This is a genomic window from Kitasatospora kazusensis, assembly GCF_039529945.1.
GTDB lineage: Bacteria > Actinomycetota > Actinomycetes > Streptomycetales > Streptomycetaceae > Kitasatospora > Kitasatospora kazusensis.
Genome location: NZ_BAAANT010000020.1, coordinates 17,160 through 39,077 on the forward strand (window position 1 = coordinate 17,160; position 21,918 = coordinate 39,077).

15 protein-coding genes and 1 riboswitch are annotated in these 21,918 nt (G+C 74.5%); of the genes, 3 read left to right on the forward strand and 12 right to left on the reverse strand.

From position 1 onward, the window contains the following. Window positions 1-17: 17 nt before the first annotated feature. A complete protein-coding gene (locus tag ABD330_RS18230; RefSeq protein WP_344466290.1) occupies window positions 18-860 on the reverse strand; it encodes a transglycosylase family protein in 843 nt (280 codons plus the stop codon). 5 nt (window positions 861-865) lie between these two features. Next, window positions 866-1,015: riboswitch (cyclic di-AMP (ydaO/yuaA leader) on the reverse strand. 223 nt (window positions 1,016-1,238) lie between these two features. After that, on the reverse strand, window positions 1,239-2,558 hold the full coding sequence (locus tag ABD330_RS18235) for a cytochrome P450 family protein (RefSeq protein WP_344466292.1): 1,320 nt from the start codon (window positions 2,556-2,558) through the stop codon (window positions 1,239-1,241). A 155-nt stretch (window positions 2,559-2,713) separates the two neighbouring features. Here ABD330_RS18235 and ABD330_RS18240 point away from each other — a divergent pair, with 155 nt between their 5' ends. Next, entirely contained in the window at window positions 2,714-3,145 is a 432-nt protein-coding gene (locus ABD330_RS18240) for an SDR family NAD(P)-dependent oxidoreductase (protein ID WP_344466294.1), read from the forward strand. Here ABD330_RS18240 and ABD330_RS18245 read toward each other — a convergent pair. The 5 genes from ABD330_RS18245 to ABD330_RS18265 form a co-directional block, all read right to left on the reverse strand. After that, window positions 3,100-4,095 (reverse strand): nucleoside triphosphate pyrophosphohydrolase, encoded by a 996-nt coding sequence (locus tag ABD330_RS18245; protein WP_344466296.1) that lies wholly within the window; start codon window positions 4,093-4,095, stop codon window positions 3,100-3,102. The two genes, ABD330_RS18240 and ABD330_RS18245, sit on opposite strands and share 46 nt — an antisense overlap. A gap of 233 nt (window positions 4,096-4,328) precedes the next feature. After that, the gene (locus tag ABD330_RS18250; RefSeq protein ID WP_344466298.1) at window positions 4,329-4,961 is read right to left on the reverse strand and encodes a SurA N-terminal domain-containing protein; all 633 of its coding nucleotides are present in this window, start codon (window positions 4,959-4,961) and stop codon (window positions 4,329-4,331) included. Between the two features lie 147 nt (window positions 4,962-5,108). After that, window positions 5,109-6,797, reverse strand: coding sequence for a serine/threonine-protein kinase (locus ABD330_RS18255; protein WP_344466300.1), 1,689 nt, complete (start codon window positions 6,795-6,797; stop codon window positions 5,109-5,111). Next, window positions 6,794-7,330, reverse strand: a complete 537-nt coding sequence (locus tag ABD330_RS18260) for a hypothetical protein (protein ID WP_344466302.1) — start codon at window positions 7,328-7,330, stop codon at window positions 6,794-6,796. The genes ABD330_RS18255 and ABD330_RS18260 overlap by 4 nt, the downstream gene beginning before the upstream one ends. Before the next feature lie 114 nt (window positions 7,331-7,444). Then, entirely contained in the window at window positions 7,445-9,550 is a 2,106-nt protein-coding gene (locus ABD330_RS18265; protein ID WP_344466304.1) for an N-6 DNA methylase, read from the reverse strand. 213 nt (window positions 9,551-9,763) lie between these two features. On the opposite strand from ABD330_RS18265, the gene ABD330_RS18270 reads away from it, so the two are divergent. Continuing rightward, window positions 9,764-10,360, forward strand: coding sequence for a DUF4352 domain-containing protein (locus tag ABD330_RS18270; RefSeq protein WP_344466306.1), 597 nt, complete (start codon window positions 9,764-9,766; stop codon window positions 10,358-10,360). Window positions 10,361-10,514: 154 nt separating this feature from the next. Here ABD330_RS18270 and mfd read toward each other — a convergent pair whose 3' ends face one another. Next, complete coding sequence (gene mfd, locus ABD330_RS18275; RefSeq protein WP_344466308.1) at window positions 10,515-14,180, reverse strand: transcription-repair coupling factor; 3,666 nt, start codon at window positions 14,178-14,180, stop codon at window positions 10,515-10,517. Between the two features lie 625 nt (window positions 14,181-14,805). Between mfd and ABD330_RS18280 the strand changes: the two genes are divergently transcribed. Continuing rightward, window positions 14,806-15,708 carry a hypothetical protein gene (locus tag ABD330_RS18280; RefSeq protein WP_344466310.1) on the forward strand — a complete coding sequence of 301 codons (903 nt, stop codon included), beginning with the start codon at window positions 14,806-14,808 and terminating at the stop codon, window positions 15,706-15,708. 46 nt (window positions 15,709-15,754) lie between these two features. On the opposite strand, the gene ABD330_RS18285 is transcribed toward ABD330_RS18280, so the two are convergent. The 4 genes from ABD330_RS18285 to ABD330_RS18300 form a co-directional block, all read right to left on the reverse strand. Then, complete coding sequence (locus ABD330_RS18285; RefSeq protein ID WP_344466312.1) at window positions 15,755-17,002, reverse strand: hypothetical protein; 1,248 nt, start codon at window positions 17,000-17,002, stop codon at window positions 15,755-15,757. Window positions 17,003-17,363: 361 nt separating this feature from the next. Continuing rightward, window positions 17,364-19,574 carry an SUKH-4 family immunity protein gene (locus ABD330_RS18290; RefSeq protein ID WP_344466314.1) on the reverse strand — a complete coding sequence of 737 codons (2,211 nt, stop codon included), beginning with the start codon at window positions 19,572-19,574 and terminating at the stop codon, window positions 17,364-17,366. A gap of 106 nt (window positions 19,575-19,680) precedes the next feature. Then, window positions 19,681-20,691: an SMI1/KNR4 family protein gene (locus ABD330_RS18295; RefSeq protein WP_344466317.1), complete on the reverse strand. Its 1,011-nt coding sequence runs from the start codon at window positions 20,689-20,691 to the stop codon at window positions 19,681-19,683. 109 nt (window positions 20,692-20,800) lie between these two features. After that, on the reverse strand, window positions 20,801-21,907 hold the full coding sequence (locus ABD330_RS18300) for a DegT/DnrJ/EryC1/StrS family aminotransferase (protein ID WP_344466319.1): 1,107 nt from the start codon (window positions 21,905-21,907) through the stop codon (window positions 20,801-20,803). Window positions 21,908-21,918 lie beyond the last annotated feature (11 nt).

Here is a 21,918-nt window from a genome sequence, read left to right on the forward strand (position 1 = left end):
GGCCTCCTCACGGCGGGTCAGCCGAACCGGAGCTGCTGACCCGGGAGGATCAGATCCGGGTTGCCGCCGACGGTCGACCTGTTGCCGTCGTACAGCGACTGCCAGCCGCCGGGGACGCCCTGGCTCCGCGCGATGACCGACAGGGTGTCACCGGGCTTGACGGTGTAGCTCCGGGTGAACGCGTTCGCCCCGGCGGGAGCGGCCGGAGCGGCGGGAACGGCAGGGGCGGCGGCCCGGGCCGGGGCGGTCCGCTGCTCGGCCGCGCCGGCGAACTGGTTGTAGATGCCCTGGTGGCCGGTCCAGTACCAGCCACCGTCCTTCTGGTACCAGTACTTGCCCGAGCCGGCGTCGTACCCGGCCCGGCCCGGGAAGCCCGGGGTGGCGGCGGCCGGGGCGCCGGTGCGCGGCGCCGGGGTGGCGGCCTTCTTCGCGCCGGCGGCCGTCGAGGACGAGGCGCCGGTGTCGACCGAGGCGGCCGGACCACCCCGCCCCAGACCGGCCTCGACCGAGCAGACCGGCCAGGCGCCCGGACCCTGCGAGGCGAGCACCTGCTCGGCCACCGCGATCTGCTGGCCCCTGGTCGCCCGGTCCGCCTGCGAGGCGTACTTGGCGCCGCCGAACGCGTTCCAGGTGCCGGAGGTGAACTGCAGGCCACCGTAGAAGCCGTTGCCGGTGTTGATGCTCCAGTCCCCGCCGCTCTCGCAGTCGGCGACCCGGTCCCAGGTCGAGGCGGGAGCGGCGTGCGCGCCGGTGGCGGTGAGCAGCGGCAGTGCGAGACCGACGCCGGCCACGCCGGCGACGGCGATGGCCTTCTCGGTCTGGGTGGGGCGACGGTGACGGCCCGAACCGGTGAAGAGCATGAAGAAGTCCCTCTCCGCACGCCTGCGAGGTGAGCTGTCGGGTTCGGACCGGGAGGTGGCCCGGCCGCGCGGAGGCGGCTTCACCCCAAGCCGTGGGGGACGGCGACAAAACCTGGGTCCCCCGCCCCTGCCCAAGGGTCTGGTCGGTGTCCCGTGAGCGCGGCGGGCAGGATTCGGCGTTCCGCGCACGGAGTTCGCAGCTACGAACACCAGCGAGATTAAGCAGATGGACTGTCAGATCACAAGCTCATATCGCGCTCATCACACGGAAATCACGGACCGTCATGGATTGCCTACAAACGGTTCCGGATTGCCCGGTTTGATGGGTGTTCATACCGTTCCGCCACCGGCTCCCCCGACACGCCGTCAGAGCGGCATTTACGACATTCCGGGCGCGACCGGCGCTGTCGGGACCGTCGGCCCTGTCGGGACCGTCGGCACCGCCAGGGCCGCCGGGGTGAACGCGACCGGCAACTCCCGCAGCCCGCGCATGATCAGGCCGCCGCGCCAGCGCAGGTCCTCCGGCTCGGCGTCCAGCCGGAGATCCGGCAGGCGGGTCAGCAGGGCGCCCAGCGCCGCCTGCCCCTCCAGCCGGGCCAGCGGGGCGCCGATGCAGTAGTGGATGCCGTGGCCGAAGCCCAGGTGCGGATTGTCCTTGCGGGCCAGGTCGAGGGTGTTCTCGCGGGCGAACCGGGCCGGGTCGCGGTCGGCCGCCGCGAGTACGACCAGCACCGGATCGCCGACCGGGATGTCGACTCCGCCGATGGTCAGCGGATGGGTCGCGAACCGCCAGGTGGCCAGCTCCACCGGACCGTCGTAGCGCAGGAGTTCCTCCACCGCCGTGGTGAGCAGCCCGGTCTCGCCGCGCGCGACGGACGCCTGCAGCAGCTCCCGCTGTCCGGGGTTGCGCAGCAGGGCGAACGTCCCGTTGCCGATCAGGTTCACGGTGGTCTCGAACCCGGCGAACAGCAGGATGAACGCCATCGCCGCCGCCTCGTTCTCGGTGAGGTGCTCGCCGTGGTCACTGGCCCGGATCAGCCCGGAGATCAGGTCGTCGCCGAGGTCGGCACGCTTGCGGTGGATCAGCTCCAGCAGGTAGGCCCGCATCTTCTTCACCGCGCGGGCCACACCGCCGCGCGGGCCCCCGCTCTGCCCGGGTTTGGCGTGCCGGATCATCATCCCGGCCCAGTCCCGGAAGTCGTCCTGGTCCTCCGGCGGCACGCCGAGCAGGTCGCAGATCGCGTAGATGGGCAGCGGGAAGGCGAACTCGTGGATCAGGTCGGCCGAGCCCCGCTCCGCGAAGCCGTCGATCAACCGTTCGGTGAGCTGGCGCACCCGTGGCTCGAACTCGGCCACCCCGCGCGGGGTGAACGCCTTGGAGACCAGCCGGCGCAGCCTGGTGTGGTCCGGCGGGTCGATGTTGAGCAGGTGCGTCATCAGGTCCGCCTGGCGCTCCCCCGGGATGCCGGTGCGGCCGCTGCTGCGGCCGTGGTGCGTGGGGTTCTTGGAGAGCCGGGAATCGGCCAGCGCCTGCCGGGCGTCCGCGTACCGGGTCACCAGCCAGGCGTCCACCCCGCTCGGCAGCGTGGTGCGGTGGACGGGCGAGTGCTCGCGCAACCACGCGTACGCGGGGTAGGGGTCGGCGGCGAACTCCCAGGTGAAGAGTTCCGGCTGACTGGTTTCGGGCGTTTCGGGCATGCCATGAAGGTAACCGGTGGCGGGAGGAGTGAGCCTGGTCACCTGGCGGGTAATCCCTGTTGCGGAGGGTCGCGGCGCGTCTACGATCCTCCGAAGCCGTGGGGCGGGCCGTGCGGTGCCCGCCTGCGGCGAGTCGCTCTCAGGGAGGAGCAGACATGCGAGTAGCCGGGGCAGTGGTGGTGATCGCCGTACTCCGCGGTGGTTCGGGATCGGATCTGGCACGACGGTTCACCGCCGCCGGTGCGGCGGGGGTGCTCGTCGCGGACCAGAACCCGGGTGCCGCCGAGGACCTGGCCGCCGAGCTGGACCGGCCGGGCTGCCCGGTGATCGGGGTCTCCAGCGACGTCCACCTGCCCAGCGACGTCGCCGCGCTGGTGCACACCGCCGTCGAACACCTCGGCCCGATCGACCTGTTCTGCGTGACCGGGCCGGACGGCGAGCGGATCGTCTCGCTGGACGAGCTGCCCGACCACCTCGACCCGCTCGCCGAACTGCTCGCCCTGGTCGGCGACGCGATCAGCGAGGTCGTCCCGCCGCAGCGTCAGCCCGTGGCCAGCCCCTCGGCCAGCCGGACCGCGGTGCGGTAGTCCCGCGCGGCCGCCCGGAGCGCGGCGTCCACGTCCACCCCCGCGTCGTGCGCCCGCTGCACCACGGCGAGCAGCAGCGCGCCCGCGGAGTGCGCCGTCAGCTCCCTCGGCAGCTCGTACGCCTGGTCGGGCACGCCCTCGAACCCGGCCCGGCGGACCCGCGAGACCAGCTTGGCCGCGTACGCCAGCGCGGGCAGCCCCGCCGGCACGCCGTCCAGCACCGACTCGCGCTGCTTCTCCGCCGCCTTCAACTGCTCCCAGTTGGCCTCGACCTCGGCCGTCCCGGCGGCCTCCACGTCGCCGAAGACGTGCGGATGCCGGTACATGAGCTTCTCGACGATGTCGCCCGCGACGTCGTCGATGGTGAACGGGTCCTCGGCGTGCTCCTCGGCGATCCGGGAGTGGAAGAAGACCTGCAGCAGCACGTCGCCGAGCTCCTCGCGCAGCGTCTCCCGGTCCCCCTCCTCGATCGCCTCGACCAGCTCGAACGCCTCCTCGACCAGGTACTTCACCAGCGAGGCATGGGTCTGCTCGGCGTCCCACGGGCAGCCGCCGGGCGAGCGGAGCCGGTCCATCACCGAGACCAGGTCGAGCAACCGGGCCCCCGGCAGGTCGTACGAGCCGGGCAGCACCTCGATCTCGGGGACCTGCCCGGCGTCCTCCACCGCGATCCGGGCCAGCGCGTCGGTCAGGCCCGGATCACCGTCCGGGCTGCCGAGCCAGACCACGGACCCGGCCCCGGTCAGCAGCCGCGCCAACGCGGGGGCGCTGCCGCGCTCCACCAGCTCCACCGTCACCCCGGCCTGCCGGACGGCGGGCAGCTGCGGATGCGCCGGATCGGCCGCGAGCACCCGGGCCGCCCCCCGGAGTGCCTCCCAGGCAGGCCAGGAGAGCAGGCCGGGGGCCACCCGGTGAGTGGTGGTGAGCAGGATCAGCTTCGAAGTGTCCACCCCCCGAACCTACCGTTTCTGCAAACACGGAAGTCACCGGACCGGCAGCTGCGCAGCTCGCCCGAACCCGCACTACCCAGGGGCGCGAGGAACTGCGCGAGGGCGGAAGGCAACGGTCCGTCACTCCCGATTCGCGCAGTTCCCCGCGCCCCCATGGGGTCAACCGTGAGCATCCGGTGAACCCAGCGGAGCGTTGCTCCCGAACCCGGGCGGAACCCACCAGGCGGAGCCCGTCAGGCGGCGGCCGTCGGCTGCGGCAGCCAGTCCGCGGCGGCGTCGGTGAGGGAGACCTGCTGGGCGTCCCAGCGGCCGTAGCGCGGGTTGACCTGGATCTTGAGTTCGGCGCCGGCGGCGGTCAGGGCCGCGCGGACGGCGGCGTCCCCGTCGGCCGTGCGGGCGTCCTTGCCTTCGGCGGCCGCGATCTTCTGGATGCCGAGCTGCTGGCGGTAGAAGGAGTCGATGTCCCCGGCGGGCACGCCCTGCTTGAGCAGCAGCGCCCGGCCCAACGCGTCGTCGCCGCCGAGCAGCTTGGCGTCCGCGGACCGGGTACGGGCGATGTCGCCCTGCGACACCGAGAGCTGACGGTCGCTCAGGGCCTGTGTCACGACCTGGTCGAGCACCAGCTCGGCCACCGTTCGCTTGGTCAGCCCGGCGGGCTCGGCGGCCGGAGCGCCCGGTTGCGCCGCCACGGCCGTCCGCAGCTCCGCGACCTTGGCCTCCACCTCGGAGATCGGGATCCGGTGGCCGCCGACCACGGCAGCCGCCCCCGGGTGGGCCGTCCCGCCGCACGCGGTCAAGGCGGCTGCGGCGATCAACACGCCTACGGCGGTGCGGGCGTGGCGGACGGCGGAGCTGGTGCGGATCACGTGGGGCCTCCCGGGTCGTGGGCAGGTGGTGTCCGGTGGTGACAGGTGGTTCTCCTGACGGGAACTGACAATAGGGAGCAACGGCATGGCTTGCCCAGACCTTGGGCCGAACGGGTGAGGCCGGTGGCGCCCGGGGATGCCGCGGCGTCAGCGGCCGGTGGCGTACGGGTTGCCGGGCAGCGGCCCGGGCACGGGCCAGCCGGCGGCACGCGGATCGGGCGTCGCCACGGGGGCCGCGCCGGTGGTGCGGTGGGCGTTCAGCTGGTCGAGGCTCTGCCGCAGCCGCCGGACCTCCGGGTGGTGCGGGCCGAGCCGCCGCTCGCGGTCGAAGAGCAGCTGGACCAGGCCCTGCCAGGCGCCCTCCAGGTCACCCGTCGAGGCCGTCAACATGCCGATCCGCTCGCGGAGTTCGAAGACCCGCTCGGGATCGGTGTCCAACCCGGAGTCCAGCCGGGCCGCGTACCCGGCCAGCAGCGACCGGTACTCGGCCAGCGCCTCCGGGCCCCGGCTCAGGTGCTCCAGGCAGGTCGCCGCGTTCCGGCGGTGGTCGAGCACCACCGGGTGCTGTGGGCCGTGCTCGGCCTCGGCGGCGGCCGCCAGCGACCGGTACTCCGGGAGTGCGGCCCGGTACTGCCGCTCCTGGAGCAGGGTGTGGGCGTAGATGGCCCGGATCGTCCGTACCGGCGGTGCGTCCTCGCCGAGTTCGGCCTGGGCGAGCGGCAGCAGCCGGGCCGCCAGGTCGATCACCTCGGCGTTCCGCCGGGATGCCACCAGATCCGCCAACTCGGCGCAGGCGGCGGTCAGGTCCAGCCGGTCCGGCCCGGCCGGTTCGAGCCGGGGCTCGGCGGCGGCCGGCCGGACCGGTTCGGCGGGTGCCGCGTGCGGGGCGGGCTGCGGCTGGTGCGGGTAGCGGTACGGGCGGGTCGGGTCGGGCAGTGCGCCGAAGCGCGCCTGCGGGGCGCCGGTCGAGGGCGGGAGCAGCGGGAGCAGCCGCTCGTACACCCGCTGGACGTCGGACGGGCGGTCGGCGGGCTGCTTGGCCAGCAGGTGGAGCACCAACCGCTCCAGCGCCTCCGGCACCTCGGGGCGCAACTCGCTCAGCGGGAGCGGTGGTTCGCCGATGTGCCGGTGCAGCAGGCCGAGCACGGTCGGGGCCCGGAAGGGCGCCTCGCCCGCGATCATCTCGTGCAGCATGCACCCCAGCGCGTAGAGGTCGCTGCGCGGGTCGGCGGTGGTGGCGAGGGCCTGTTCGGGGGCCATGTAGGTGGGGCTGCCGACCGGGGTGCCGGTGAGGGTGAGCCGGGTGGTGTCGGCGTCCAGCGCGGTGGCGATCCCGAGGTCGAGCAGCACCACCCGGCCGTCGTCCCGGACCATCACGTTGCTCGGCTTGAGGTCGCGGTGCACCACCGGGACGGCGTGCACGACGGCCAGCGCGGCGCAGATCTGCGCGGCGACGGCGACCGCCGAGGCGATCGGGAACGGGTCCTGCTCGGCCAGCAGGTCGGCGAGGCTCAGGCCCGGGATGCGCTGCATCACCAGGTAGAGCTCACCGGAGTCCTCCCCCGCGTCCAGCACGGCGACCAGCCCGGGGTGGTCGAGCGCGGCGGTGATCCGGCACTCGCGCAGGAAGCGGCGGCGCAGCTCGTCGCCCCGGCTGCCCCGGCCGTCCGCGCCCGGGGCAGCCGTCGCGGCCAGCAGCAGGTCGGTGCGGAGCAGCTTGACGGCCACCCGGCGGTCGAGGCGTTCGTCGTACGCCGCCCAGACCTGGCCCATACCGCCGTGGCCGATCTTCTCGGCGAGGCGGTACCGGCCGTCGATGAGGCGGGAAGCGGTCACGGCCGGCCGTCCCGGACCTGACGGCGGAGCAGCTCACCGAGCTGCTGGAGGTCGTCCGGAGCGGGCGGGTCCGCCACCGTCGGCGGCTCCCAGGCGGTCACCGGCCCCGGCCCGGCCTGCCCTGGCCCGGCCTGTGCCTGTGCCTGCGCGGCCTGCGCCTGCCTCGGCACGAAGGGCGCGGGCACCGGCCCGGGCATGCCCCAGAACCGGGGGGAGTCCAGCACCAGGAAGTGCACCGGCGAGCCGAGCCAGAGCACCATCACCGCGAGACCGAGCAGGGGGTCGGACGGCGTCGAAGCGCTGCTCCTGGGCTGGAGGCCGAAGGCGACGAACACCGTGAGCGTGAGCAGCCCGAAGACCACCGCACCCAGCACGTCCACCGCCCGCCTGCGCCGCAGCGCCAGCAGCAGCGAGGGCACCAGCCCGAGCATCCCGAGCGAGAGCAGTGACACCAGGCAGCACAGCAACTTGCCCCGCCAGCCGTACGGTCCGCCCCGGGCGGGGCCGAACTGCCCGTACTGCTGGCCTGCCATGTGCGCCCCCGAGCGGGTGGGTCCGTGACGGTGTTACGCGGACAACTGTGCGTTTCCCGCCAACGGTACCGTCCGCCACCCACTCCGAGCAGGGTCTTCCCGACTGCCGGGCGGTCAGTCCTCGGTGAGGGTGCCCGCCGCCAGCCCGTCGGTGAGGCCCTGGGCGAGGCCGCGCCCGACGGCGGCGGCCTGCTGGAGGGCCGCCTCGAAGGCCGCGACGCGCTGGAAGGCCGCACCGAGCGCACGCTGACGGTCGATCGGCAGCCGGGGCAGCTCGGCCCGGCGGATGTCCAGGCGGGTGGTGGTGGACGCGTGGCTGGCGGCCCGCCGGGCGACCGCGGTGGAGCGCAGCTGCCCGGCCAGGAACTCGGGGTCGAGCGACTGCGGGTTCGGGCGGAGCAGGTGCAACTGCCGTCCGAGCGCGACCCCGTCCAGCGGACCGCCGGCCTGGACGACCCGGGCGACGGCGGCTCCGAGGGCCGGTACCAGGACGTCGCCGGGCCGGGTGGTGAACGGGGTTTCGGCGGCGTCCGCCCGCGCGCTCGGGGCGGTACCGGCGATCAGGTCCTGGTCGGTCAGCAGCGGTACGCCCGCCCCGCCGTCGGACGGGCCCCCCGACGGCGCGCCGGGCCCGGAGGAGTGCAGTTCCAGCGCCCCGGCACGGGCCAACTCGCCCACCGTCACGGTGGGGACGGGCTCCGCCGTCTCGGCCGCGACGGCGGCGGGCGGGGCGGCGGCCGGTCCGCCGAGGTCGGCGAGCAGCTCGGTGAGGCGGTTCCGCAGGTGGGTCAGGCCGTCCAGGCCGCCGGAGAGCGCCGGCGGCGGCAGGTGCCGGGCGGGCGAGAGGTCGGTCTCGTCGTCCAGCAGGTCGATCGCGGCGACGGCGCGGTGCACGCCGGCCCGGTCGGCCGGCAGCGGGTCACCGGCCGAGGCGGCCGCGTCGAAGGCCCGCCAGGCGTCGAGCACGGTGCGGTGCAGCTCGGGCCAGTTGATCCGGTCCCGGCCGCCCTCGCCCGCCGGGTGGCCGCCGCCGGCGTCCATCAGCAGCACCTGGCGGAAGTCGTCGCCGGGCTGCGGGCGGCGCAGCACCCACAGGTGCAGCGGGACGCCGTACGGGGGCGCGGCGCCGGCCGGGAGGGCGACCACGGCGCGCAGCGCGCCGGAGCGCAGCAGCTCGGCCCGGAGGCGGCGGCCGGAGCGGCGGGAGGCCACGGTCGGCGGCAGCAGCAGTGCGGCCAGGCCGCCGGGGCGGGTGTGCGCCAGGCAGTGCAGGACCCAGGCGAGTTCGGACTCGCCGCGCGGCGGGACGTGGCCGCCGAGCCAGCGGGAGTCGTACTGGAGCTCGTCGTGGCCCCAGTCCCGCTCGTTGTACGGCGGCTGGCAGAGCACCGCGTCGGCGCCGAGCCCGGGGTGGGCGTCGGCGCGCAGGGCGTCGCCGGGGCGCAGGTCCAGCGCGAGCGGTCCGGGGTGGTCGGCCGGGGTGTGCAGGGCGAGCCGGAGCAGTGCGAGCGCGGTGAGCGCCGGGTCGAGGTCCTGGCCGTACCGGACGGCGGCCGGCGGGACGGCGAGCAGCAGGCCGCCGAGCCCGCAGGCCGGGTCCAGCACCGAGCCGGCGTGGCCGCCGACGGCCGCGAGCAGCGCGGCCGCCTCGGGCGGAGTGGGGCTGAGCTGGCGGGAGTTGGCCTCGGCGTGGCGGGTGAGCAGCTGCTCGTACGCGTCGACCGGCCCGTGCGCGGCGGCGAGCGCGGCGAGCAGGCGGGCGAGGTCGAGGTCGGTGCTGCCGAGCAGGCCCGGCAGGGCCGGCAGGGCGGCGCCCCCGGGGCCGAGGGTGCGGGCGGCCAGCGCGGCCAGCGCCCGGGGCAGGGCGGTGGCGAGCCGGGTGTCGGACTCCTCGGCGAGTGCGGCCCAGGCGGCGGGCTCACGGTGCAGCAGCAGGAGGAACGCGCCGGCGCCGACCAGCGGGGCGGCGGGCGGTCCGGCCGGGTCGCGCAGGCTCTCCAGTTGCTGCCAGGTCCGCTCCAGCAGCGGTAGTTCGGCGAGCTTGCCCTGCCCCCGCAGCCACTGCTCGACCTGGTCGAGCCGGAAGGTCGGGCTGCTGTCGGTGCCGCCGGCCGGGCGGGGGAAGTCGGGGTGACGGCGGCGCCAGTTGCTGACGGCGGCGCGGCCGACCCCGGCCAGGCGGGCGATCTCGACGGCGGTCACCTCGGGGCGGTCCGGCATCTGGCGGGCTCCTTCGGCTGGGGTGTGGCCACACAGCATAGCCAGGTGGGTCACGACGGAGGTTCACACGTGAACAGAGAGGTTTCTCGAATCGCTGTTGACATCGTTCACATCTGATGGTGTGATCTACCCATCGCAAGAACGGCAGCCCGCCGGAGCGAAGAACAGCACCGGACAGCACCGAACCGAACCGCCTGGAATGGGAGTTCCGTCATGGCCATCGCCACCACCGCCCGTCGCCGCACCGCCGCCCTCCTGCTGGGCGCCACGCTGGTCGCCCTCGGCGCCACCGCCTGCGGGCCGACCGACTCCTCGGTCTCCACCACCGCCAAGAGCTCCGCCGCCGCTCCCGCCGCCGGCGGGAAGACCTCGGCCGCCCCCGCCGCCAAGGGGGCCGCGAAGCTCGGCGACACCATCGCCCTCAAGGGTTCGGACCCGTCCAACACCGCCGACGTCACGGTGCTCAAGCTGGTCGACAGCCCGGACGGCGCCGACGAGTACACCAAGCCGGCCGACGGCATGCGCTTCGTCGCCGTCCAGTTCCGGATCAAGGACACCAGCAGCAAGGCCTACAGCGACGCCCCGCAGAACAGCGCCAAGCTGCTGGACGCCCAGGGCCAGTCCTACGGGACGTCACTCTCCGACACCAAGGCCGGCCCCGGCTTCCAGGTCCCGGTCAACATCGCCCCCGGCGAGAGCGCCCTCGGCTTCATCACCTTCGAGGTCCCCAAGGACGCGAAGATCGCCAAGGCCCAGTTCGCCCTGGACAGCGGCTTCGCCCAGCAGACCGGCCAGTGGGTGCTCGCCTGAGGCGCGCCTCCCGGCAGGTAAGGCAGCCGCTCAGCCACAGACAGGGGCGCGAGGAACTGCGCGAGGCGGAAGGCACTGGCCTGTACTCTTCCGGCTTCGCGCAGTTCCTCGCGCCCCTGTCTGTGGCTGGTCGCCTGCCTACTGGCGGAGCCTCCTACTTCTTGGCTCCCGCGAGATCGTCGAACATCGTGCCGAGGAACTCGGTGCACCATGCGAGCAGTTCGCGTCCGACCAGCGGCTTGCCGCCGATCCGGCCGGTGCTCGGGCGGGGTACCAGCAGCTGGTGGGCCGCCGCCTTCACCTGGCTGCGCGGGTAGAGCCGGTTCAGCCGCAGCTCCTGCGACTCCCGCAGCTCGACCGGCCCGAACCGGATGTTCGCCCCCGCGAGGGTGATGTCGGCGATGCCGCAGCGCCGGGCGTAGAGCCGCAGCCCGGCCACCGTGAGCAGGTTCTCCACCGGGTCCGGCAGCTTCCCGTACCGGTCCTTGAGCTCGTCCCGGACGTGGACGATGTCCTCCTCGGAGTTGACCGCCGCGATCGAGCGGTACGCCTGGAGCCGCAGCCGCTCGCCGGGGGCGTAGTCGTGCGGCAGGTGGGCGTCCACCGGCAGCTCGATCTTCACCTCCAGCGGCTCCTCCTCCGGCTCCTGTCCACCGCTCGCCAGCGAGTCGCGGAACTCGGCCACCGCCTCGCCGACCATCCGCATGTAGAGGTCGAAGCCGACCCCGGCGATGTGCCCGGACTGCTCGCCGCCGAGCAGGTTGCCGGCTCCTCGGATCTCCAGGTCCTTCATCGCCACGTACATGCCCGCGCCCATCTCGGTGTGCTGGGCGATGGTCGCGAGCCGCTCGTGCGCCGTCTCGGTGAGCGGCTTCTCCGGCGGGTAGAGCATGTACGCGTACCCGCGCTCGCGGCCGCGCCCGACCCGCCCGCGCAGCTGGTGCAGCTGGGAGAGGCCGAAGGTGTCGCCGCGCTCGACGATGAGCGTGTTGGCGTTGGAGATGTCGATGCCCGACTCCACGATCGTGGTGGACACCAGGACGTCGAACTCCTTCTCCCAGAAGTCGACGACCACCTTCTCCAGCAGGTTCTCGCCCATCTGCCCGTGCGCGGTGGCGATCCGGGCCTCCGGGACGAGCTCCTTCAGCCGGGCCGCCGCCTTGTCGATCGACTCGACCCGGTTGTGGATGTAGAAGACCTGGCCCTCGCGCAGGAGTTCGCGCCGGATCGCCGCCGAGATCTGCTTCTCGTCGTACGGGCCGACGAAGGTCAGCACCGGGTGCCGCTCCTCCGGCGGGGTGGTGATGGTGGACATCTCGCGGATGCCGGTGACGGCCATCTCCAGGGTGCGCGGGATCGGCGTCGCGGACATCGTCAGCACGTCCACGTTGGCCCGCAGCTTCTTCAGCTGCTCCTTGTGCTCGACGCCGAAGCGCTGCTCCTCGTCGACGATGACCAGGCCGAGGTCCTTGAAGCGGGTCTCCGAGGAGAACAGCCGGTGGGTGCCGATGACGACGTCCACCGAGCCCTCGGTCAGCCCCTCCAGGACGGCCTTGGCCTCCGAGTCGCTCTGGAAGCGGGACAGCGCCTTCACCACGACCGGGAAGTTGGCGTACCGCTCGGCGAAGGTGGAGAAGTGCTGCTGCACCAGCAGCGTGGTCGGCACCAGGACGGCCACCTGCTTGCCGTCCTGGACGGCCTTGAAGGCGGCCCGCACAGCGATCTCGGTCTTGCCGTAGCCGACGTCGCCGCAGATCAGCCGGTCCATCGGGACGGACTTCTCCATGTCCGACTTGACCTCGGCGATGGTGGTCAGCTGGTCGGGCGTCTCCGCGTACGGGAAGGCGTCCTCCAGCTCGCGCTGCCACGGGGTGTCCGGGCCGAAGGTGTGGCCGGGGGCCGCCATCCGGGCCGAGTAGAGCTTGATCAGGTCGCCGGCGATCTCCCGGACGGCCTTCTTGGCCTTCTGCTTGGTCTTCGCCCAGTCCGCGCCGCCGAGCCGGTGCAGGGTCGGGGCCTCGCCGCCGACGTACTTGGTGACCTGGTCGAGCTGGTCGGTCGGCACGAAGAGCCGGTCGCCGGGGTGGCCCTTCTTCGCGGGGGCGTACTCCAGCACCAGGTACTCGCGGGTCGCGGCCTGGACGGTGCGCTGCACCATCTCGACGTACCGGCCGACGCCGTGCGCCTCGTGCACGACGTAGTCGCCGGCCTTGAGCGCCAGCGGGTCGATGGCGTTGCGGCGGCGGGACGGCATCCGGCGCATGTCCTTGGTGGAGGACTTCTGCCCGGAGAGGTCGGTCTCGGTGACGACGGTGAGCTTCAGCGCCTCGTCCACGAAGCCGTGCTCGATCGAGCCGGTCGCGACGTGGACCACGTCCCGGGTCGGCGGCTCCGTCAGGTCCGGGACCAGCCGGGCCGGGATGCCCTCGTTGCCGAGCACCTCGGCGAGCCGGGTGGCCGGGCCGTGGCCCTCCGTCACCATGACGACCCGCCAGTCGGCGGCCAGCCGCTCCTTGGCGTCGGCGATGGCACGGGCGGTGTCCCCCCGGTACGCCTCTACGGCGTGCATGCCGAGCGTCAAGGTGTTGGCATCGCTGTGCCAATCTGGGGGCACCCCCGGCCGAAGGCTGGGGGAGGCTTCGCCGCGGGCCAACACCTCGGAGACGGTCGAGTCGCTGGTCGCGAACGGGCTGACGGACCACCAGGGCAGCCCGATCTCGGCGGCGTGCTCGCGGACGTCGGCGAGCGACCAGAGCGAGGCGGCCGAGACGTCGATCATCTCGATGTCGATCGGACGGTCCCCGCCCGAGGCGGCGGCCACCCAGGACGCGTGCAGGAACTCCTGGCTGGTGGCGACCAGGTCGGCGGCCCGGGTGCGGACCCGCTCGGGGTCGCAGACCACGGCGATGCAGCCGGCCGGGAGCACGTCGAGCAGCAGCTCCATGTCGTCCACCAGGACGGGCGCCAGCGACTCCATGCCCTCGACCGCGATGCCCTGGGCGATCTTGTCGAGGATCTCGGCGAGCTCGGGGTGGCTCACGGCCAGCTCGGCGGCCCTGGCCCGTACCTCGTCGGTGAGCAGCAGCTCACGGCAGGGCGGCGCCCAGACCCCGTGCTCGGCGATCTCCAGCGAGCGCTGGTCGGCGATCTTGAAGTACCGGACCTCCTCGACCTCGTCGCCCCAGAACTCCACCCGCAGCGGGTGCTCCTCGGTCGGCGGGAAGACGTCCAGGATGCCGCCGCGCACCGCGAACTCGCCGCGCTTCTCGACCAGTTCCACCCGGGCGTAGGCGGCGGCCGCGAGCCTGCGGGCGACGGTCTCCAGATCGTGCTGCTCACCGCGCTGGAGCGCCACCGGCTCCAACTCGGCAAGCCCCTTGACCTGCGGCTGGAGCACCGAGCGGACGGGCGCCACGATCACCTGGACGGGCCCGGCCTGCGGGTCGTCGGCGCTGGGGTGCGCGATCCGGCGCAGTACGGCCAGCCGGCGGCCCACGGTGTCCGAGCGCGGGGAGAGCCGCTCGTGCGGCAGCGTCTCCCAGGCCGGGAACTCGGCCACCGCGTCCGGCGGCAGCAGCGAGCGGAGCGAGGCCGCCAGATCCTCGGCCTCCCGCCCGGTCGCCGTCACGGCCAGCACGGGCCTGCCCCGCTCACCGCCGCCCCGGGCGAGCGAGCGGGCCAGCGCGGCGAGCGCGAACGGCCGGGCGGCGGGCGGGCCGACCAGGTCGAGGTGCTGCCTCCGTCCGGCAGCCGCCGCCTCGATCGCCTCGGCGAGGGCGGCATCCCGTACGACGACATCGAGCAGTCCGGACAGGCTCATCGAGTCTCTTCTTCGTCCCGTGGCTGGTGTGCCCCAGGGCGCCGAAACACCGGCGGGGGCAACGCGAACGGCCCGGCACGCGTTGCGTCCGGGGGCCTCCAGCCTACGCCGGACGACCGACACGCACGCGGACAGCGGCGCCGACGGAGCGGCCGGGCGGGCGGCGGGCGCGCCGCACCGGCGCCGCCCGTTCTGTTTATGTGCACGTCAAGCCCGGTGCGGCGCCCGAAGCACAGATCACATGAAGTGGACACACTCCTGTCACTGTCCGTCCATGGTCGTCGCGCAGGATGGTGTTCGTGCCCGCCGCACCCAACCGTGGGGGATGGCTGCAGCGGTGCCGGCGCATCCCGATGGGGGTCGGGAACTGCGCGAGGCCGGGCGGCCCTGGGTGGGGGCGCCCGCGCCCAGTCGCCGGGAGTCGTGGGGGGCGTTCTCCAACGGGCGCCACGAGTCCTGGCCAATTCGACCGGGCCCGGAGCGGCCCACGGGCACCGGGATCCGTGACGCAGCTCACCCGGACGTGCCGACGAACCGGTGGCTGCGGTGCAAGCGCCGGACTAGGGTCCGAGCAGGTGCGGCAACACCACCACCCCACCCACGCCGCGCGGATTGGAACGCCAGCGTGGATGTCCCCGGCCGTCGCCGCCGACCGGCTGGCCTGCTGCTCGCCGTCACGCTGTCGGCCTTCGCGGCGGGCTGCGCCTCCGGCGGGCCCGGGGCACCCGTGGGGCAGTCGTCCGCCAGACCGACCCCGCCCGTGGTGGCCGGCACCCCGCCGCCGCCCGAGTCCGGCGCCGCCGGGCTGGCCGGGATGCCGCTCACCGCGTACCAGACGGACGACCAGGACCTCCGGCAGGAGGTGACGGTGCAGGCCTCGCTGGTGGTCTCGTGCATGCACAAGGCGGGCTTCACCGGCTTCACCACCGCCGACTACCCCACCGCGGCCCGGGCCGAGGGGCCGGGCACGCTCGCGGCCGGTGCCTGGGGCTACCTCGGTGCCGGGACGGCCGCCGCCCAGGGCTTCCACCAGCCGACATCGCCGACGGCGGCCGGCACCCCACCGGTCGCGCCCGAGGACTCCGAGCCGTACGTGACCGCCCGGGTGGACTGCGACCGGCAGGTCGCCGACCAGCTCAAACCCGTCGACCAGCCCGGCAGCGACCTGGTCAACCGCCTGTCCGCCGAATCCCTCCAGGACGCCGACCAGGACAACCGGGTCACCACCGCCACCTGGGCCTGGGCCGCCTGCATGCTGAAGGCCGGGTACGCCGCGACCAGCCCGGAGGCCCTGGCCCAGCACTACCGGGACAGCGCCGGCGCCCCCTCCGCGACGGAACTGGCCACCGCCCGGGCCGACGCCGACTGCACCGGCCGGAGCGGCCTGGCCGGCGTCTACTTCGCCGTCCTGGCGGGCTACCAGCAGCAGCAGATCACCCAGAACACCACCGCGCTGACGGCCCACCAGCAGGCCCTCAAGGACCAGCACCAGCGGTTCGCGAAACTCCTCGCGAGCCCGCCGGACTGAGACCTGGCCCTGCGCTCGGGCGGACCCGCGGGGGGCCGGGCGGACCCTACTTGCGGCGGCGGACCACCGGGTTCGGGAGCGTGTCGTACCCGGAACCGTCGTCGACGATCACGATCTTCGGGATGATCCGGGTCTCGGCCTCCGGCGGAAGCACCGCCGCCGGAGCGGGCGGCGGAGCCGCCGGCATCGGCGGGAGGGCCGGCAGCACGGTGGTCAGCGCCTCGGCGGGCGCCGCCGACGCAACGGGCCCGGCCTCGCCCGGCGCCGCCTCCGCAGCCTCGCCCGGCGCAGCCTCGACCGCCACGGCGGGTGCAGCGGGCTCAGCGGTTACGGCGGGCGCAGCCCGGAGCGCGGGAGCAGGGGCGGGAGCGGGGCCAGCAGAGCCGACCGGCGCGACCGCCTCCGCGGGCTCGATCGCGCCGACCGCCGCGCCGGTCAGCGCGGCCAGGGTCTGCTTGATGTGGTCCAGGTGCTGCTGCACCAGCTCCTGCCGGACGGCGAACTCGCGCTGCTCGGCCTCGCTCGCCGCGCGGACCTTCTCGGCCTCCCGGCGGGCCTGGTCGACCAGCTGGTCGGCGCGGGCCTGGGCCTCGGCGTCCGACTGCTTGATCTGGCCGAGTACCGTCTCGCGGTGCTGCTCGGCCTCCTTGAGCCTGCGCTCGGCCATGGCCGCGATTTTGGTGTCCTCGTCGTCGGCCTTCGCCTCCTCGGCGGCGAAGGCCTCGTCGGCCTGCCGGCGCAGTTCCGCGAGCTTGGCCTCGGCCTGCTCCTCGGCCTCGGCGGCGGCGACCCGGGTCTTCGCGGCGTCCGCCGTCGCGGTGTCCCGGATGGTGCGGGAGTCGGCGTCGGCCTCCGCCCGGAGCTTCTCGGCCTCGGCGCGGGTGCGCTCCTCCGTCCGGCGGGCGGCCTGGTCGGCGTCGTCCCGGGTGGCCGCGGCGTACTCCGCGGTCCGCTCGGTGAGGGCCTGGCCGGTGTCGTACGCCTGGTCGCGGGCGTCCTCGGCCGCGCGTTCGGCCTTCTCCCGGACGGCCAGCGCCTCGGCCTCGGCGATCTTCATCAGGTGGGCGGCCTGCTCGCTGAGGACCTCGTACTCGGGCTCGGGGGCGTCCTCGGCGGCCTGCCGGACGTCGGCGAGCCGGTTCTCCATCTCCCGCAGGCCCGAGCCGAGCACGCTGAGCCGCTCCCAGGCATGGTCCCGCTGGGCGGTCAGGGCGGCGAGCGCCTGGTCGACCTGCTCGGGCGCGTAGCCCCGGCGGGCTGCCGTGAAGCCGTACACAGCGGCGGCGTCACTCATGAACCTTCTCCTTGGCTTCGGGATCGACTGGGTCGTCGTCTGGGGCGTCCACGAGGTCGCGGGCATGTAGAGCTGGTCATTATCTTGTCCCATTTTGCGCAGATACCTCGAAAAGACGAGGTGACCGGCGGTCGAGGCGCGCCGGTCCACCGGCCAGGAACAGCCGAAAGGCCCGCCCCCGCGCCGCAGACCTCAGTCGTACGACGCCGGGAACGGGCCCGGAGGTTTCGATGCGACGCGTCACAGCGCGGTGTCCCCGCGAAGCGTCACGCGTCACATCGAGGGCGGCACATCAGGACGTCACACCGGGACGTCACACCGGGACGACGAGGCGTCACCCCGGCGGCGCCTCACGCCCTCGTCACATCACGCCGTCCCAGAACTGCTCCAGCAGCACCGCCCACCAGGTCTCGGGCGTCTGGAACGCCGCCGGGTCGACGGCGGCCAGCTGGGCCTGGAAGTCGGTGGTCCAGCGTCCGGCCTGGTCCGGGGTGAGCCCGTAGCGCAGCGGCCACATCCGGCCGAGGACGGCCATGCTGCGGACGAACTCCGGTACGCCGCTGTTGACGAAGCGCGGGGGCTCGCCGCCGTTCTCCATCTCCACCGCGACCACCGCCGCCGTGCCGTACTGCACGCACAGCTGGCGGCCGTAGTCGTTGCCGAGCACCAGGTACCCGCCGAAGTCCGGCCCGGCCGGCAGGCCGCGCTCGGCCGCCAGTTCGGCCAGGGTCGGGATCGGGCGGCCCTCCTGGGCCTGGGCCCAGAAGAACGGCGCGAAGTCGCGCGGCAGTCCGGCCCACACCAGGGTCTGCGCCACCGCCTCGGGGACGCCCTGCCGGGAGACCGCGCGCTGCTCGAAGCGGAACACCCCGGGCCCGAAGACCTGGCCCAGTTCGGCCGCCAGCTGCTGCGGTGCGACCGGCGGCAGCATCGGGACCGTGCCGGGCGCGGGCAGCGGCACCCGGACCGGGCGCGGGCGCTGCGGGCCGGCGGCCAGCTGGTGCAACTGGTCGAGGTGGTCGAGCAGCAGCGCCATACCGGCCTGCCGGGCCTGCTGGTCCCGCCCGTACGGCGCGGTGTGGCTGACGCGGACGTTCGGCCAGGCGGCCCGGACCATCCGGGCGCAGTAGCCGCCGGGCAGCTCGCAGCACTCCAGGTCGGTGTGCAGCTCCAGCACCTGGTCCGGCGGGACGTTCAGCCGGCGCAGGTCCTGCAGGGCCTTCCACTCCGGGTGCGGGGTGCCGGGCTCGCTGCGGTGGATCAGCTTCTGCTCCGAGCCGTCGGGCCCCCGGTAGCTGACCACCGCGACGGTGCCCGGACCGATCGACGGCACGGCGGGCGGCAGCGGGGCGACCGGCGGCAGCGGCGCCATCGGCGGCGGCCCGGCCGGTACGGCGGGCGCGGGTGCCCCCGCCGAGGCGACGCCCGGGTAGCCGTACCCGACCGGCGGCACGCCCGGCACCGGGACGGCGCCCGGCGGGAAGGGGTTGGGCGGGAAGGGGTTGGGCGGGAACCCGCCGGGAGCGGCCGGCGGCTGGCCGGGACCGCCCTGCGGCAGCTGGACGGCGGGCGCGAGCTGGGTCGGCTCGTACGCGACCCCGCCCGGCGGCGTCCCGCCGAGCAGCGCGGCGGGCGGCGGGGGCGGCGGTGCGCCCAGGTCGGCCCGGGGGGCCGCACCGGCGCCGGGGTGACCGCCCGGGGTGTGCCGCAGCTCCGCCGGCGGCGGTGGCGGCGGCGCGCTCGGACCGCGTCCCGGCTGGCCCGGCACCTGCCCCGGCGCACCGGCCAGCCCCGCCAGCCCGGGCGGGCCGTCGGTGGAGAGCATGGTGGGGGCGTGCTCGACCGGGGGCGCGGGCACCGCGGCGGGCACGGACGCCGGGACCGGAACCGGTGCGGGAGCCGGCACCGGAGCGGGCGCGGGCACCTGGGCCTGGACGGGCGGAGGCGGGAACGGCGGCGGGGTGGAGCCCGGCGGCGGGGCGAGCATGGTCGGCGACTGGCCGGCCGGCCGCTCGGAGACGGGCGGCGCGGTGAGCCGCACCGGCGGCGCGTAGTCCGGCTCGGCCGGAGGCGCGGGCGCGGGCACCGGGGCAGGCATCGGCACGGGCACGGGCACAGCAGCAGGCACCCCAGCAGCCTCGGGCTCGGGCTCGGCCTCCTCGGCTTCGCCGAGCCGCGCGGCCTCCGCCACCAGCGCGGCCTCGCCCGCCTCCTGGACCCACTTCGGCGGGCTGAGGTGGAACGAGGTCGCCTCGACGGCGCCCGGGACGGCCTTCGCCGCGCCGGCCGGGTCGGCCGCCACCGGCCCGCCGTAGGTCTCCTCGTAGTGGCGGACCACGTCGTTGACGGGCAGCGGCGGCCAGAGCGTGCTGGCCCCGCTGTCCCGGGCGATCACCAGCCGGGGGCCGCCGACGGCACCGCCCTCGGCCGGCTGGCCCTCGCCCTGCTCCACCGCCCAGCAGACGAAGCCCAGGTCGAACTCCCGCACCCGTACGCCGCGCTGCCGCGAGCGCGGCACCCCCGCGTTGATCCAGTCCTCGGCAAGCTCCTGTGCCTGCGCGTACGTCACCACGCTCGGTACACCCCATCTTCCCAACGACCGCACGAACGACGGCACGAACGGCTCTGCGAACGAGCCTGCGAACAGCTCTGCGAACGGCTCTGCGAACGACCGCGCATCAGCTCACCGGTACGGCCCGGGCGAACCCGCCGTCCACCATCATTCCCGCCACGGCCTCAAGCTCCGGCGGGCTGCCCGCCAGCCGGAGCAGGAACTCGTCGAAGTCCTCGCCGCACGGCAGCAGCAGGCGCTCGACCCGCTCCTCGGGCGTCTCGGGGTGCTCGGCCCCGGCGTCGTCCCGGGCGTCGTCGTAGAGGCAGAACCAGACCGAGCCGGTGCGCTCGCCCCGCACCTTGAGCGCCAGCAGACCGCCCTGGACGTACGCGATGCCCAGGTAGTCCTTGGTGAGGTGGTCGCGGAAGCACTTGTTCGCGTAGACCAGGTCGTGGACGCCGTACTCCTCGCTCAGCGTCAGGAACGGCTGGTCGAGCAGCAGCCCGAGGCCGGTGTCCAGCGCGACGCCGACCGGCAGGCGGCCGCCGGCCAGCTTGAGGAAGCTGCGGTAGCCGGGCGGCAGTTCGTGGCCGAGCCGCTGCTCCGCCCGCTGCACCAGGTCCTCGGTGACGCTCAGCGGCTCGCCGCCGTCCTTGGCCAGCGAGAAGTGCACGGGCCGGTGCTCCTGGAGCGGCCGGGTGCCCCGGCGGGTGTGGTCGGCCTGCGAACTGGCCAGCCCGCCGTGGTGCCGCAGCAGCGCCTTGACCTCGACGGGCACCAGCTCCATCCGGCGCCAGCCGGGGGCCGCCCGCCCGGCGACGTGGTGCCACGTCCAGCCGGACGGGGTGGCCACGGCGGTCTCCAGGTCGGCCCAGAGCTCGTGCCCCTGGGTGAAGAGCGCGGCGTTGGCCGACACGTAGTCGGTCAGCCGCAGCTCGTCCACCCCCAGCCCCTCGGGCGGGTCGGCGACCTCGGCGACGGCGGCCGCGTACGGGCTGAAGTCCGGGTAGCCGTACGGGTCCATCAGCACCCCGCCCGGGTGCTTCTCGGCGCGTACCGGGTCCGGAAACCGCACCACCTGGCCCGCGTACGCCCCGTTGGGCGCCGCGGTGGTGCCGGGCCGACCTGTCGTCATCTGGGTGCCCCCACTGGCTGCTGCAATTCTGTCCGTCAGCGACTGCTGGACATCAGCCTAGGGGGTACACGCCGGGCCCGGCCGACCCGGTCCGGGAGTTCCGCGGGCCTCAGATCCTGGCCAGCGCCTTGGCCAGCGTCTCCGCCACCCGGCTCTGCTGACCCTCCGTGATCTGTGGGAAGAGCGGCAGCGTCAGGATCTGCCCCGCCGCCCGCTCGGTGACCGGGAAACTGCCCTCGTCGTACCCGAGCCCGCGGAAGGCCGGCTGCAGGTGGACGGGCACCGGGTAGTGCACGCCGGCGCCGATCCCGGCGGCCTGCAGCTCGGCGAGCACCTCGTCCCGGCCGCGCTCGACCCGCACCGCGTAAAGGTGCCAGACGTGCTCGTTGCCGGGCAGGGTGCCGGGCAGGGTGAGACCGTCGAGGCCCTTGAGCAGCTCGTCGTACCGGGCGGCAGCGGCCCGGCGGGCCGTGTTCCAGGCGGGCAGGCGGCGCAGCTTCGCGCGCAGTACCACGGCCTGCAGGGTGTCCATCCGGGAGTTGAAGCCGAACCGCTCGTGGATGTACTTGCGCCCGGAGCCGTGGTCGCCGATCAGCCGGACGGCCTTGGCCAGCTGCTCGTCGTCGGTGACGACCGCGCCCGCGTCGCCGTACGCGCCGAGGTTCTTGCCGGGGTAGAAGCTGGTGGCGGAGATCCGGCCCCAGGAGCCGGAGACCCGCCCGTGCCGCAGCGCGCCCTGGGACTGCGCGCCGTCCTCGACCACCGGGAGGTCGCCGGCGATCTCCAGCAAGGCGTCCATCGGGGCGAGCTGGCCGTTCAGGTGGACGGGCACCAGGGCGGCGGCGGCCGGCAGCGCCTCGGCGGCGAGCGCCGGGTCGATCAGGAGGTACTCCGGGTCGACGTCCACCAGCACGGGCCGCAGCCCGGCCCGGACCACCGCCTCCGCGGTGGCCACGAAGGTGTTGGCGGGCAGCACCACGCCCGCGCCGTCCGGGAGTTCGAGCGCGCGCAGCGCCATCTCCAGGGCGTCCGTGCCGTTCGCGGTACCGACGGCGTGCCGCACACCGGAGAACTCCGCGTACTCGGCCTCGAAGGCGCCGACGTCCGGGCCCTTGATGTACGCCCCGGTGGCGAGCACCCGGTCGAAGCCCTCGCGGACCTCCCCGGCCACCTCGGCGTGGGCGGCTTGCAGGTCGACGAGCGGAATGGAAGTCATACGGGTACGCC

Excerpts from the sequence above, each read along its gene's own strand:
- ABD330_RS18230 (WP_344466290.1), bottom strand. The coding sequence starts at position 860 with ATGCTCTTCACCGGTTCGGGCCGTCACCGTCGCCCCACCCAGACCGAG.
- ABD330_RS18235 (WP_344466292.1), bottom strand. The coding sequence starts at position 2,558 with ATGCCCGAAACGCCCGAAACCAGTCAGCCGGAACTCTTCACCTGGGAG.
- ABD330_RS18240 (WP_344466294.1), top strand. The coding sequence starts at position 2,714 with ATGCGAGTAGCCGGGGCAGTGGTGGTGATCGCCGTACTCCGCGGTGGT.
- ABD330_RS18260 (WP_344466302.1), bottom strand. The coding sequence starts at position 7,330 with ATGGCAGGCCAGCAGTACGGGCAGTTCGGCCCCGCCCGGGGCGGACCG.
- ABD330_RS18265 (WP_344466304.1), bottom strand. The coding sequence starts at position 9,550 with ATGCCGGACCGCCCCGAGGTGACCGCCGTCGAGATCGCCCGCCTGGCC.
- ABD330_RS18270 (WP_344466306.1), top strand. The coding sequence starts at position 9,764 with ATGGCCATCGCCACCACCGCCCGTCGCCGCACCGCCGCCCTCCTGCTG.
- mfd (WP_344466308.1), bottom strand. The coding sequence starts at position 14,180 with ATGAGCCTGTCCGGACTGCTCGATGTCGTCGTACGGGATGCCGCCCTC.
- ABD330_RS18285 (WP_344466312.1), bottom strand. The coding sequence starts at position 17,002 with ATGAGTGACGCCGCCGCTGTGTACGGCTTCACGGCAGCCCGCCGGGGC.
- ABD330_RS18295 (WP_344466317.1), bottom strand. The coding sequence starts at position 20,691 with ATGACGACAGGTCGGCCCGGCACCACCGCGGCGCCCAACGGGGCGTAC.
- ABD330_RS18300 (WP_344466319.1), bottom strand. The coding sequence starts at position 21,907 with ATGACTTCCATTCCGCTCGTCGACCTGCAAGCCGCCCACGCCGAGGTG.